This window comes from Tabrizicola caldifontis (genome assembly GCF_004762095.1).
GTDB classification, from domain to species: Bacteria; Pseudomonadota; Alphaproteobacteria; order Rhodobacterales; family Rhodobacteraceae; genus Tabrizicola; species Tabrizicola caldifontis.
Genome location: NZ_SIJH01000002.1, coordinates 246561 through 258692, shown reverse-complemented (window position 1 = coordinate 258692; position 12132 = coordinate 246561). Strand labels below are relative to the sequence as shown.

The following is a 12132-nucleotide window of genomic DNA, read 5'->3' as shown; positions in this document are numbered from 1 at the left end:
CGGCTGAAAGACTGGCGCAGGGTTGCCACCCGCTATGACCGCTGCCCAAAGGTCTTCCTCTCAGCCGTCGCACTCGCCGCAACCGTCATGTTCTGGCTATGAATGGAGAACGAGTCCTGACCCTAGGTGGGCGGATGGGAAAGGATGCGAACCTGCCTCGCCACGAAATTCCGCAGGCACGAAAGACCATGAGCCGGTTTTCTGCCCCGTATTCTGCATCGAGGCCCAATTTTCATCGGTTCAAGGGCCGGTTCAATCCGACACTCACTGAAAGTGGCCCACTCCCGAACTGCAAAACCAAGATTGAAAACTGTCCCGGCTTTGCCGGCATGCTGGCAACGAAACCGCGTGTCAGCGGCAGAATGAAGCGGCCAGTGAAGAATTATCCGGCAGCATGCGTTGCGGCCCCATATCGGACGAATCGGCGGCAGCAGGCTTCATCGCCCTGACAGAACCGGCCGATCCACCTTGGTCAACACACGGTTCACCGAGGCGGGCGGTGGCGGATTGCATCAGCTTTTCAGGAGCGACAGTCGCGGATCACCCTCGGGCAGAATCGTGAAAGTGTTTCGGGTGAACAGGCCAAAGCCATAGTCCCGGCGTTCGTGAACCATGTAGATATCGAAGCCGGCGCGCTTGCAGCCCTTCAACGAGGCCATGTTGTCGCCGGCAACAAAGGTGAACGCATAGTCGGCACCGAAATCGCGCGCCCGGTCAGCGATAAGATACATGGCCTCGGACATGATGCGCTGCCCGCGATAGGCAGGCGGGGTATAGGCATTTTCAAGCAGCGCCTCGTTGCTGGCCAGAACGGGAAAGCCCCAGGATTTTGCCTGGATCTTCTCGTTCTGATCCGCGCCCATCAGCCATTGCATGTAACACGGCGTTCCCGTCGTTTCGTCGACCGCCACATATGGCGTGGGTATGTCGGCAGCCAGATGTTCCAGCCGATATCTGATCTCGACTTCGTCTGCGGGATCGGTTCCGTTGCGACGGTGCCCGAAAAGGGCCTCTTCATCGCCGGGGGCGAAGGGCCGCACATGCAGCGGTATCTTCGCCCGCGGGGGCTCGAACTGCTCATGCAACGACCGTCGCAGGCCGAAGCGCCACGAATAGCAATAGGCGCCCTTCTTGAGGCGCCAGGAAATCCTGTCGTGCAGCGTGCGCCTTACGACAATCTGGCCCGAATCTGACATCGCCACCCCCATTGTCACCTTCAGGAATTCCGATCTGACGCAGCCTAGCAGAATGCCTGCAGAATCCTACGGTCAGCTGCGCGCTCGCGCGGGCTATCCACATCTTCCTTTGCCGGCCTTGCCCTGGACCAGAAACCTCTTGCCAAACCCCGGATATCCAAGGCAGCCTGACGCAGTTGCGCGCAGAGTGACGCATGAACGACAGTGTCCGGCTGGTCCTTGGCTTCCGCAATGGCAGTTGCCCCGAAAGGGGCGGCCGGGTGTTCTTGCCAACGGGTCCCTTATGCGAGGGATGCGCGGCCAGTCGGCGATTCCGTGGCCCGATGCGCACCCTGAATGGTCGCGGAAGCTTGAGTATTCAGTCATGAACCACATGGTCACCGACGCCGGATCACCGGGAACACGTCGATCGACGGCACGAAAGATCGAACTTCACACCGACTGGCGCGCCCTCGAGAAGACATGGCGCGCGCTTGAGGCCGACGGCCGCTGCACGGTGTTCCAGACATACGACTGGGTCGCACCCTGGTATGAAAATACCAACAGGCATGGCGTTGCGAAGCCGCTGATCGCAACCGTCGCCGATGAAGGTGGCGTCGTCTGGATCCTTCCGCTCTGCCGCCACCGCTGGAAGGGGCTGAATTTCATCTCGCTCGCCGATCTCGGGGTCAGCGACTACGGCGGGCTTCTCATGGCCCGCAACGACCGGATCGGCGATCATGAGGTTCGCGATGTCCTGACCGACATCCTGCGGGCGCTTCCCCGCTGTGACATGGTGCACTTCCAGAAACTTCAGCTGCGCATTGATGACCGGCCCAACCCCCTGTTGCAGGTGGGTCATGTCGTTGCCATGCGGGAAAAATGCTACGGGATCGAGGTGAACCGACCCTGGGCAGATCTGTCGAAGGACATCATGCAATCGCGACTGCGATCAACGATCCGCCAGCAGAAGAAGAAGATTGCCGTTCATGGCCCGCTCAGCCTGGAGCATGTCAGGGATCCGCGCGCAATGAAGGCGGCGATGGATATCCTTTGGGAAATGCGGCGCGGCAGGTTCAGACGCATCGGACGCGCCGACACGCCCGAGGTGTGGCGCAGCTTCTATTATGACGTTGCGACGAACCCGGAACGGCAGCTGGATCTCTGCGTGACCATCTGTCGCGCGGGCGACACGCCGATCGCCGCGTGCTTCGGCCCGACCCGGGGCAGAACCTATCATGTGGTCCTTCCGACCTTTGCCGCCGACGAATGGGAAACCTATCGTCCCGGCATGCTGATGTTCGACGCGATGCTCGAAGAATTCGGCCCGAGAACCGGATTCACCGGCTATTTCGATTTCACCATCGGCGATGAACCGTACAAGCAGCGTTTCGGCGCAGTCGGCAGCCCGCTGATGGAAACGATGACCCCCAGAAGCCTGAAGGGCCGTCTTGCCTTTGTCTATTGGCGCGCCAAGGCTTCAAGGCGCCATCGTCCGGTCAGGCAGAAGGCAGAGAACGACTGACCCGCCTGCGGCTTGTGCCGCGACACGCACGGAGATTGCCGAACAGGCTTCGCGCGACCCGGCCGGTTTCGCCGGGTGGCGCATCCTTGGCGGCCACCCGAACCCCGGCGATGACCCCGCCATCCGCGACAGGTGCCTGATCTGGGCACGTGAAAAAGCAAAGGCCCGGGCAATCATGCCAAGGCCTTCGGATTGAATGGCGGACCCGGAGCGATTCGAACGCCCGACCCTCAGATTCGTAGTCTGATGCTCTATCCAGCTGAGCTACGGGTCCGCGATGCGGGCGATGTAGACCCAAGGGCCGGGGTTTGCAAGGGGCAAATCACCCCTCGGCATCCGTGGTCGACTTGGGAAGGTGGATGACGAACTCGGTCCCCTCGGCATCGCTGCGCGCAAGCTCCAGACGCCCGCCATGTCCGCGCACCAGTTCGGCGGCGATCGCAAGGCCCAGGCCCGTGCCGCCCTTCCGCGCGCCGCCCTGGAAGGCCGAGAACAGATGCTCGCGTGCCTTCGGCGGCAGACCGGGGCCGGTATCGCCGACACGGATCCACCAATCCCTTTCATCTTCGCCGGCAGAAATCTCGATGGTGCCGGGCTGGCCGGTGGCCTCGATCGCCTGGCGGGCATTGCGGACAAGGTTCGACAGCACACGATGAAGCTGCTCGCCATCGGCGCGGATCATCAGGCCCGGCGGCACATCGATAAGAAACGTGATCTGGGTTTCGGCTCCCAGCCCTTCGCCTTCCGCAACTTCCGCGGCCAGTTGCGCCATGTTCAGCCGGCGCAGCTGCGGTGGCGGCTCCTCTGCCTTGCCGAATGCCAGGGTTGATTCGCACAGGCTGACCGCCCGGCTGATCGAGTTGATCAGCTTCGGCGCAGAACGCGCCACGGCCGGATCGGCGCTGCCTTCCAGCCGGTCGGCGAACAGCTGCGCCGTGGTCAGGATGTTGCGCAGGTCGTGGCTGATCTTGGCCACTGCCGCGCCCAGCTGGGCCAGTCGTTCCTTCTGCCGCAGGGCGCCGGTAAGCTGGGTCTGCATCGACTGCAGCGCCTCTTCCGCCGCGCGCAACTCTTCGACATCGGCGGTGGGCTCGATCACGCGGCGCGCATCCTCGGGTGCCTCGGCATAGGTCTGCATGTGATGCACGACGCGGCGGATCGGCACGACCAGCAGCCGCTGCACGGCCAGAAACAGCAGCAGGGCGGTAACCACCGAGATCAGGGCAGACAGGACCAGGATCCGCAACCCGTAGTCCAGCATCTCGCGCCGCAGGGCGCGGGTTTCCATCGTCACCTCGATCAGGGTTCCTGCCTCCTGCACCGGATAGCCGATCACGCGGATGATGCGGTTGTGCGGATCGAACAGCACGGCAAAGGCATCGCGGATCAGTTCCCACGGGCCGGCCATGCGCAGGTCGTAGGTGGCATGGATCTCGCCCGGCACGGGCGAGGAAAGGACAAGCTGCCGCACCTCGTCGCGCCGCAGGACGACGTTGAAGACCTCGGCGTTCTTCAGCAGTTCGGCTTCCAGGTCCGGGGCGATCATGTCTTCCGCGGCAAGCTGGGTCAGCGCGGCGATCTGCGCCTGTTTCAGCCGGGTCAGCAGGAAATCTGCCCGGTACCGCGCAATCGAGGGCACGAAGATCAGCACTTCGGCCAGCATGACGAAGATCACGGTCAGAATCAGGAACCGTCCCGAAAGCGTGTTGAGAAAGCCCCGTCGCCGTTCCGTCACCCGAACCTACCTTGGCAATCCGGCGTCAGGGGATCCAGCGCTGCACCAGCCGGACGATCTGCCTTACTGCCGGATTGTCGAACAATTTCGGGCTAAAATAGGCGCCTGCAGCGTGTTTGGAAACCTCTCCCAGCGTGGGATAGGCGGCAATCATCCCGGCAATGGCGGACATTTTCAGCCTTGCCCCGATCGCCAACGCCCACAGGCCGATCAGCTCGCCTGCCTGCGGACCGACGATCGAGGCGCCCACGGGTCGGCCCCCGGCCACCATGACCTTGATCAGCCCAACCGCCCTGCCGTCGGCCAGGGCACGGTCGTTATGGGCAAAATCCGCCCGGACCACGGTCAGACCTGCGCCATGGGCGGCGCGCGCCTCGGCTTCGGTCAGGCCGACCTGGGCAAGTTCCGGGTCGGTATAGGTCACGCGCGGGACGGCGCAAGGGTCGGCCTTCGCGGGCAGGCCCAGCACCGCCTGGCGGATCACGATTCCCGCGTGCCAGCCCGCGACATGGGTGAATTGCGGCCCGCCCGCCGCATCGCCCACGGCATAGACGCGGCGGTTGGTCGTGCGCAACCGGGCGTCCACTGTGACACCTTTGGATGTATGGGCGATTCCGGCGGCCTCCAGCCCCATCCCGTCAAGCGATGCCCTGCGGCCCACGGCCATCAGGATGTGGCTGCCCTTCACTTGCGTCCCGTCAGCCAGTGTGACTTCGACCGCGCCCTCGGCTCCGGCCAGACGGACGACCGGCAGGCCTGCGACGACGGCGATTCCCTCAGCCCTGAGCGCATCGGCCACGACCGCAGCCAATTCCGGGTCTTCCCGACCCAGGATCCCGGCCCCTTCTATCACCGTGACCCCGCAGCCCAGTCGGCGATGCGCCTGGGCCAGTTCCATCCCGATCGGCCCGCCGCCAATGACGATCAGATGCTGCGGCCGCTCCCGCAGGGCGAAGATCGTTTCGTTGGTCAGGAAGGGCACCGTATCCACCCCCTGGATCGGCGGGACATTGGGGCGCGAGCCGGTGGCGATGACAAAGCGCCGGGCGCGGATGACATGATCGCCTGCCTGCACCTCGCGCGGGCCGGCGAAGCGGGCAAAGGCGCGGATCACGGTGCAGCCCAGGCCCTCGAACCTTTCCTGGCTGTCCACGGGCGCGATCTGGGCGATGACGGCAGCGACGTGATCCTTGACCGCGCCGAAATCGACCCGCGGATCGACACCGGTCACGCCCGGGAACCCGCGGCGCTGACCCTCGGCCGCCCGGGCGGCGGCGATCAGCGCCTTGGATGGCACGCAGCCCGCGTTCAGGCAGTCGCCGCCCATCTCGCCGGCTTCGATCAGCACCACCCGCGCACCCATCTGCACCGCCCCGGCGGCGACCGACAGCCCGCCTGCCCCGGCGCCGATCACGCAGATGTCGGTGTCGATCCGCATCTCAGCGCCCCTTGCGCAACGCCTTGAGAACCATGGGCAGCGCCGCAAGCGCGGCAAGGCCCAGCATCGGCAGCAGGATCGGGGGGGTGAAGACGATCGACAGGTCAGGCTTGTCGCCGCGGGCGAAGACCTCTCCCAGCCCGGCGCCTATCGAGGTGAACACCAGCGCCGCCGGGATGATGCCGAAGAAGGTCGTGGTGGCATAGACCCGCAGGCGAATGCCGGTGAAGGCGGGGATCAGGTTTGCCAGCACGAAGGGCACGGCCGGGATCAGCCGCATCAGGAACAGGACGGACCATTCGTTTTCGCGGATGCCGGCCATCAGCCGTGCCGCGCCGCCGCCGCCGCCCGCTACGCGCGCTGCCATGCGGTTGCCGAAACCCGCGCGCACCGCCAGGAAGATCAGGATCGCCCCCAGCGTCGCCCCGGTCACATTGTAAAGGACGCCGGGGAAGAGCCCAAACAGGAATCCCCCGGTCAGCGAGGCCACGGTCCCCCCCGGAAGGCTGAGCGCGACGATCGCCGCATAGGCCGCCATGAAGGCCAGGACCGTCGGCAGGTAATGCGCATCACGGAAGGCCAGCAGCGCCTCGCGGTTCGCCGCCAGTGTCTCGAAGCTGAGCTGTTCGCGCAGGAGAACCGCACCGGCCAGAGCTGCGGCAAGGATTGCTAGCACCGGCAGACGCCGTACCCAGGGGTTGCGCGAACTGGGTGCAGTCTTGACGATCAGGGTCGGCTCATGTCCTTGCATGTCGGGAGGATGGCCGATGCGGCCGCGATTGCACAGGGGCATCACGCGGCCTTGAAGCCCGATCCGCCCACGCAGCGCGGCTTGCGGCATTTCCCGCGCATCGCAGGGGAAATGTTGCAGGAAATCCGCGCCGGGTGCGTTGACTTGGGCGAAAACCGCCCGTAAAGGACGGGCTTCAAGTTAGAGGCCCTCGAATCCGTCCGGGGTTCGAGGCAATTACGGAGAGCCGCGATGAAGCGCACCTTTCAACCGTCGAACCTGGTTCGCAAGCGCCGCCACGGCTTCCGGGCGCGCATGGCAACCAAGAACGGCCGTCTTGTGCTGGCAGCCCGCCGCGCCAAGGGCCGTCACAAGCTGACCGCCTGATGCTGGCCCCTGCGGGGGCAATGGGTGGCGACAGGATACCGCCGGAAAACCCCGGGAACGGCCCCCGCGCCGCCACACCCGCCGGTTCTCCGGCGGTTTCGTTTTGCGTCCTGCGCAAGCGCACCGATTTCCTGAAATGCGCTTCGGCGCGGCGGCAGGGGACCGATGGCTTCCTGTTGCAGGCCCGCGACCGCGGGGATGGAGACAGTACGGTGCGTGTGGGTTTCACTGCGTCGAAGAAGATCGGCAACGCGGTTACGCGCAACCGGGCCAAACGCCGGTTACGGGCGCTTGCGCGCGAGGTTCTGGCCGACCTTGCCCGCCCCGGCTGGGACTATGTGCTGGTCGCGCGGCCAGAGGCGACGGTGACCCGCGCCTATGCCGATCTGTGCGCGGATCTGCGGCGCGCCCTGCGCTCGGTGCACCGGGCATGACACCGCTTGCGCATATCCTTGCCCTGCCCGTCCGGGCCTACCGGCTGTTCCTGTCGCCCTGGGTCGGCCACGGTTGCCGGTTCCAGCCGACCTGCTCGGCTTATGCGCTGGAGGCGCTGGAGCGGCACGGGGCCGTCCGCGGCGGATATCTGACCGTGCACCGGCTGTGCCGGTGCCACCCCTGGGGTGGCCATGGCTATGACCCGGTGCCCGGCGCGGACCCGGAACACGACAGGACGCAGCACGGATCCTGAGACCCGTCGCCTAGACCGGAATATTGTCGATCAGCCGCACGCCGTCGATCCAGGCCGCCGCCAGCATCCGGCGCGGGCGGCGCGGATCGTCCGAGGGCATCAGCGTTTCGGCATCTCGCAGCTCGATGTATTCCACCCGCTCGAACCCGGCTGCGCGCATGGTTTCTGCCGCCTCGCGGATCGCCATGCGGTCGGCATGGCCGGCGCGGATGTCCTCGGCCGCGCGGGCGATGGCCGCATAAAGCACCGGAGCCTTCGCCCGCCCTTCGGGCGTCAGCCGGACGTTGCGAGATGACATTGCCAGACCGTCCGCCTCGCGGATCGTTTCGCAGCCCACGATCTCGACCGGCAGGTTCAGGTCACGCACCAGCCGCAGCACGACCTGCAACTGCTGCCAATCCTTCTGCCCGAAATAGCCCCTGTCCGCCAGGGACATGCCGAACAGCTTGGTCACCACCGTCGCCACACCATCGAAATGGCCCGGGCGCATGTGGCCCTCCAACGGCTGTGCCACGCCGGCCATCGAAACCGTGGTGATGAAACCCTCGGGATAGACCTCTTCCACCGACGGGGCAAAGATCGCATCGACCGGCACCGTGGCCAGCAGGCTTGCATCCGCCTCTTCGTTGCGGGGATATTTCTTCAGATCCTCGGGGTTGTTGAACTGTTTCGGGTTCACGAAGATCGTGGTGATCACCCGGTCGCATTCCGCCCGCGCGCGGCGGGCCAGAGACAGGTGGCCGTCATGCAGCGCGCCCATCGTCGGCACCACGCCCACCGTTTCGCCCCGTGCCTTCCAGCCCCGCGCCAAGGCGCGCAGGTCGGCCACAGTCCGCAGGATCGGGATCATTTCTTCACCGGAAGCACGTCGGGAAAACCGTGTTCTTCGGCCGGGAAAGCGCGGCTGCGCACCTCGGCGGCATAGGCGGCAATCGCCTCGTCCGCCGCGCGGCCCAGCTCGGCATAGCGTTTCACGAACTTCGGCCGGAACTCGGTGAACAGACCCAGCATGTCATCGACCACCAGAACCTGGCCATCGCAATCGACCCCGGCGCCGATGCCGATGGTCGGGATCGAGAGGGCCCGCGTCACCTTGCCTGCAAGACCGGACGGCACCTTCTCCAGCACCACGGAAAACGCCCCGGCGGCCTCGACCGCGCGGGCGTCGGCCATGACCTTCGCCGCCTCGGCGTCGCGGCCCACCACCTTGTAGCCGCCCAGCGTGTTCACCGCCTGCGGCGTCAGGCCGATGTGCGCCATGACCGGCACGCCGCGTGCGGTCAGGAATGCGATCGTATCGGCCATGTGCTGGCCGCCTTCCAGCTTTACCGCCGGGGCGCCGGTTTCTGCCATCAGGCGGCTGGCATTGCGGAAGGCCTGCTGCGGCCCTTCCTCGTAACTGCCGAAGGGCATGTCGATCACCGGCATCGCCTTCTGCGCGCCCCGGACGACGGCACGCCCATGCAGGATCATCATCTCCATCGTCACCCCCAGGGTCGAGGGCAGCCCGTGGATCACCATGCCGACAGAATCGCCCACCAGCACCACGTCGCAATGCGCATCGACCAGGCGCGCGACAGGTGTGGAATAGGCCGTCAGCACGACCAGAGGCACACCGCCCTTGCGGGCGCGGATGTCGGGGGGCAGCACGGGACGGACGGGGGAGGTGGCGCTCATCTTCGGTCCCTCGCGGTTCGCAATCTGCCCGCCATATGGGCACAAGCGCACCGCAACCGCAACAAAATTGCGCCGCACCGCAGCGTCACCGCCAGGGCTTGACGCGGCCCGCCCCGGACGCCCCAATGCGCCAGAGGAAAGGAGCCCCCATGCCCCTTGTCGAACGCCTGACCCGCGACGGCATCACGCCCGAAGTCGCCCGCCCGGACCCCGCCAAGGTCGTGAAGGGCGATCCGGTGCATACCACCTGGAACATCGAGGACCGCGACGGCCTGTATGCCGGCCTGTGGCAATCCACCCCCGGGGCGTGGCGCATGTCCTATACCGAATGGGAATATGTCCACATCCATTCCGGCCATTCGATCCTGACCGGCGATGACGGCACTATCGTTCATCTGCGGGCTGGTGACAGCTACATCATCCGCCCGGGCTTTCAGGGCGTGTGGGAGGTCGTCGAGACCACCCTGAAGGACTATGTCATCCTGACCTAGACGTGTCCGAGGTGCCGACGATGACCGTCGCATCCACCGGCATCGGGCGCGGGCAATCCCCGGGCTCGATGCCGCGGCGGGCGCAGGCGGCAAGTCGCTTTTCTTCGGCAATCCGGGCTGCCTCGCGGTCCTTTTCGGCCTTGCGCGCGATCTCGGCCAGGTCGCGCTCCTTCTTCGCCATGTTCTCGGGCGTGGCCGGAACCACGCGGCCGAAGGCGTCGATCATCTGCGGGCCTTCGATGGCCAGGCTTTCGGCCTCGGTCCGGACCTTGACCCGCGCGCCGATCGGGACGCGATTGTAAAGATCGATGATGTCCTGATTGAACAGCCGGATGCAGCCCGCGCTGGTTGCCGCGCCGATCGAGGCGGCATCAGAGGTGCCGTGAATGCGGAACATCGTGTCGCGCCCACCGCGGTAAAGATACAGCGCCCGCGCGCCCAGCGGATTCATCAGGCCACCCGGCAGTCCGCCGGCATAGGCGGCGTAAAGGTCGGGCCGGGTGCGCACCATGTTTGCGGTCGGCTGCCAGCGCGGCCATTCCGCCTTGCGCCCGATCACGCCGGTACCCTTGAACGACAGCCCCTCGCGGCCCACTGCGATGGGATAGCGCGTGGCCGTGCCGCCCTCGCCCACAAGGTAGAGCTTGCGGGTGAAGATGTCGACCACGATGGTCCCCGGCGCCTCGTCCCCGGCATAGGCTACTTCGGCCCGCCGGTTGTCGCCGGTCAGATACTGCGCCGGCACCGGTTCGATGAAGAATTCGCCGTCCTGGACGCCTTCATACCCCGGGACGACCGGAGGCTCTGACGGCGTGGGGTTTCCGGCACAGGCGGCAAGCAGCGGCAGGGCAAGGATCGCGACGATCCGGGCAACAGACAAGGACACTTGGCAGACTCGGGTTTGGTGGCAGCTGTGCCAGCTTGCGCCATGGCAAACCGCCTGCGTCAAGCCCGAATCCGTATATTTTTCCGAATCTTGCGCGACAGGGCGGCCCCGGAACCGGATTTCTGCCGATTCCGGGGCCGCCAGGCGCGGCGTTCGGTCAGCCCACCACGTTGAAGGCCGGGCCATAGGGGTAGTGCGTGATGTCCTCTGCCCCGTCCTCGGTGATGACCAGGATGTCATGCTCGCGGTAGCCGCCGGCACCCGGCTGGCCATGGGCGATGGTCAGCATCGGTTCCATGCTGATCACCATGCCGGGTTCCAGCACCGTCTCGATATCCTCGCGCAGTTCCAGCCCCGCCTCACGACCGTAATAGTGGCTTAGGACGCCGAAGGAATGGCCATAGCCGAAGGTGCGATACTGCAGCATGTCGCGTTCGGCCAGGAAGGCGTTGATCTTGTGGGTGACCTCGGCGCAGGACACGCCGGGTTTCAGCAGGCTCATCCCGTATTCGTGCGCGGCGATGTTCGTTTCCCAGACCTTCAGGCTGGCTTCGTCCACTTCGCCCACGAACATCGTCCGTTCCAGCGCGGTGTAATAGCCGGAGATCATGGGAAAGCAGTTCAGAGACAGGATGTCCCCGCGTTGCAGCTTGCGGTTCGTCACCGGGTTGTGCGCGCCGTCGGTGTTCAGCCCCGACTGGAACCACACCCAGGTGTCGCGGTATTCGGCATCGGGGAAGCGCCTCGCGATCTCGCGCTCCATCGCGTCGCGGCCGACCATGGCGATTTCCAGCTCGGTCGCGCCTGCCTTGACCGCCTCACGGATCGCATAGCCGCCCACATCGGCCACGTTGGCCCCATGCCGGATCAGCGCGATCTCGGCCGGCGACTTGCGCATCCGCTGTTCCATTGTCGCGGCCGAGATATCCACCCCGCGCTTCGGGCGCAGGAAGGCATTCAGCTTTTCGGCCCGCTCCATCGTCAGATGGTCGGCCTCGCAGCCGATGACCTTGCCCTCGCCGGTGATGCTGACCACGGCGCGCCAGAAGTTGTCGCGCTTCCAGTCGGTATAGGTGATGTTGTCGCCGATCGATCGCCGCCACGGCTGGCCCGCGTCGATACCCGCCGAAACCGTCACGCAATCGGATTTCGTCACGACACAGGCATACGGCCGACCGAAGCTGCAATAGAGGAAGCCGGAATAGTAGGCGACATTATGCATGCTGGTCAGCACCACCGCATCCAGCCCGTGCATCTCCATGATGTCGTGCAGGCCGGCAAGGCGGTCATGGTATTCCTCGTCGGCGAAGGGAAGGGCGTCCTTCCCCGGTCCGTTGTGATAGCGATAGTGTTCGGGACGGATCAGTTCCATGTCAGACCCCATTGCTGCGGGGCCACGT

Annotated in this window: 13 protein-coding genes, 1 tRNA gene and 1 pseudogene; 6 read left to right on the top strand and 9 right to left on the bottom strand. The window is 65.5% G+C overall.

What is annotated here, in order from left to right:
- Positions 1-102, top strand: a pseudogene (locus EYB42_RS02845) (IS5/IS1182 family transposase); the annotation flags it as partial.
- Positions 103-512: 410 nt separating this feature from the next.
- On the opposite strand, the gene EYB42_RS02840 reads toward EYB42_RS02845, so the two are convergent.
- On the bottom strand, positions 513-1196 hold the full coding sequence (locus EYB42_RS02840; protein ID WP_135447965.1) for a GNAT family N-acetyltransferase: 684 nt from the start codon (positions 1194-1196) through the stop codon (positions 513-515).
- A 364-nt stretch (positions 1197-1560) separates the two neighbouring features.
- Between EYB42_RS02840 and EYB42_RS02835 the strand changes: the two genes are divergently transcribed.
- On the top strand, positions 1561-2700 hold the full coding sequence (locus EYB42_RS02835) for a GNAT family N-acetyltransferase (protein WP_167850900.1): 1140 nt from the start codon (positions 1561-1563) through the stop codon (positions 2698-2700).
- Between the two features lie 197 nt (positions 2701-2897).
- Here the strand turns inward: EYB42_RS02835 and EYB42_RS02830 are convergent.
- The 4 genes from EYB42_RS02830 to EYB42_RS02815 all read right to left on the bottom strand — a co-directional run bounded on the left by EYB42_RS02830 (position 2898) and on the right by EYB42_RS02815 (position 6624).
- Positions 2898-2974 (bottom strand) — tRNA-Arg (locus EYB42_RS02830).
- 48 nt (positions 2975-3022) lie between these two features.
- Positions 3023-4363 carry a sensor histidine kinase gene (locus EYB42_RS02825; RefSeq protein WP_135448011.1) on the bottom strand — a complete coding sequence of 447 codons (1341 nt, stop codon included), beginning with the start codon at positions 4361-4363 and terminating at the stop codon, positions 3023-3025.
- 97 nt (positions 4364-4460) lie between these two features.
- On the bottom strand, positions 4461-5873 hold the full coding sequence (locus EYB42_RS02820) for a dihydrolipoyl dehydrogenase family protein (RefSeq protein ID WP_135447961.1): 1413 nt from the start codon (positions 5871-5873) through the stop codon (positions 4461-4463).
- Position 5874: 1 nt separating this feature from the next.
- The gene (locus EYB42_RS02815; RefSeq protein ID WP_135447959.1) at positions 5875-6624 is read right to left on the bottom strand and encodes a TVP38/TMEM64 family protein; all 750 of its coding nucleotides are present in this window, start codon (positions 6622-6624) and stop codon (positions 5875-5877) included.
- A 231-nt stretch (positions 6625-6855) separates the two neighbouring features.
- Here EYB42_RS02815 and rpmH point away from each other — a divergent pair, with 231 nt between their 5' ends.
- The 3 genes from rpmH to yidD are packed head-to-tail and all read left to right on the top strand — an operon-like array spanning position 6856 to position 7678.
- Positions 6856-6990 (top strand): 50S ribosomal protein L34, encoded by a 135-nt coding sequence (gene rpmH / locus EYB42_RS02810; RefSeq protein WP_103259146.1) that lies wholly within the window; start codon positions 6856-6858, stop codon positions 6988-6990.
- Positions 6990-7424: a ribonuclease P protein component gene (rnpA, locus tag EYB42_RS02805; RefSeq protein WP_240783938.1), complete on the top strand. Its 435-nt coding sequence runs from the start codon at positions 6990-6992 to the stop codon at positions 7422-7424. Before rpmH ends, rnpA begins: the two co-directional genes overlap by 1 nt.
- Positions 7421-7678: a membrane protein insertion efficiency factor YidD gene (yidD, locus tag EYB42_RS02800; protein ID WP_135447956.1), complete on the top strand. Its 258-nt coding sequence runs from the start codon at positions 7421-7423 to the stop codon at positions 7676-7678. Before rnpA ends, yidD begins: the two co-directional genes overlap by 4 nt.
- A 10-nt stretch (positions 7679-7688) precedes the next feature.
- On the opposite strand, the gene panC is transcribed toward yidD, so the two are convergent.
- Together panC and panB are read right to left on the bottom strand one after the other, a co-directional pair.
- Positions 7689-8528 carry a pantoate--beta-alanine ligase gene (gene panC, locus EYB42_RS02795; RefSeq protein WP_135447954.1) on the bottom strand — a complete coding sequence of 280 codons (840 nt, stop codon included), beginning with the start codon at positions 8526-8528 and terminating at the stop codon, positions 7689-7691.
- The gene (gene panB / locus EYB42_RS02790; RefSeq protein ID WP_135447952.1) at positions 8525-9355 is read right to left on the bottom strand and encodes a 3-methyl-2-oxobutanoate hydroxymethyltransferase; all 831 of its coding nucleotides are present in this window, start codon (positions 9353-9355) and stop codon (positions 8525-8527) included. Before panB ends, panC begins: the two co-directional genes overlap by 4 nt.
- 149 nt (positions 9356-9504) lie before the next feature.
- Here panB and EYB42_RS02785 point away from each other — a divergent pair, with 149 nt between their 5' ends.
- Positions 9505-9846: a cupin domain-containing protein gene (locus EYB42_RS02785; RefSeq protein WP_135447950.1), complete on the top strand. Its 342-nt coding sequence runs from the start codon at positions 9505-9507 to the stop codon at positions 9844-9846.
- On the opposite strand, the gene EYB42_RS02780 is transcribed toward EYB42_RS02785, so the two are convergent.
- A complete protein-coding gene (locus EYB42_RS02780; protein ID WP_394346480.1) occupies positions 9833-10732 on the bottom strand; it encodes a L,D-transpeptidase in 900 nt (299 codons plus the stop codon). The genes EYB42_RS02785 and EYB42_RS02780 overlap by 14 nt on opposite strands.
- A 157-nt stretch (positions 10733-10889) precedes the next feature.
- Positions 10890-12098: an aminopeptidase P family protein gene (locus tag EYB42_RS02775; RefSeq protein WP_135448006.1), complete on the bottom strand. Its 1209-nt coding sequence runs from the start codon at positions 12096-12098 to the stop codon at positions 10890-10892.
- Between the last annotated feature and the right edge of the window lie 34 nt (positions 12099-12132).

Excerpts from the sequence above, each read along its gene's own strand:
- rpmH (WP_103259146.1), top strand. The coding sequence starts at position 6,856 with ATGAAGCGCACCTTTCAACCGTCGAACCTGGTTCGCAAGCGCCGCCAC.
- EYB42_RS02820 (WP_135447961.1), bottom strand. The coding sequence starts at position 5,873 with ATGCGGATCGACACCGACATCTGCGTGATCGGCGCCGGGGCAGGCGGG.
- panC (WP_135447954.1), bottom strand. The coding sequence starts at position 8,528 with ATGATCCCGATCCTGCGGACTGTGGCCGACCTGCGCGCCTTGGCGCGG.
- rnpA (WP_240783938.1), top strand. The coding sequence starts at position 6,990 with ATGCTGGCCCCTGCGGGGGCAATGGGTGGCGACAGGATACCGCCGGAA.
- EYB42_RS02815 (WP_135447959.1), bottom strand. The coding sequence starts at position 6,624 with ATGCAAGGACATGAGCCGACCCTGATCGTCAAGACTGCACCCAGTTCG.
- panB (WP_135447952.1), bottom strand. The coding sequence starts at position 9,355 with ATGAGCGCCACCTCCCCCGTCCGTCCCGTGCTGCCCCCCGACATCCGC.
- EYB42_RS02840 (WP_135447965.1), bottom strand. The coding sequence starts at position 1,196 with ATGTCAGATTCGGGCCAGATTGTCGTAAGGCGCACGCTGCACGACAGG.
- EYB42_RS02825 (WP_135448011.1), bottom strand. The coding sequence starts at position 4,363 with ATGCTGGCCGAAGTGCTGATCTTCGTGCCCTCGATTGCGCGGTACCGG.
- EYB42_RS02785 (WP_135447950.1), top strand. The coding sequence starts at position 9,505 with ATGCCCCTTGTCGAACGCCTGACCCGCGACGGCATCACGCCCGAAGTC.
- yidD (WP_135447956.1), top strand. The coding sequence starts at position 7,421 with ATGACACCGCTTGCGCATATCCTTGCCCTGCCCGTCCGGGCCTACCGG.
- EYB42_RS02835 (WP_167850900.1), top strand. The coding sequence starts at position 1,561 with ATGAACCACATGGTCACCGACGCCGGATCACCGGGAACACGTCGATCG.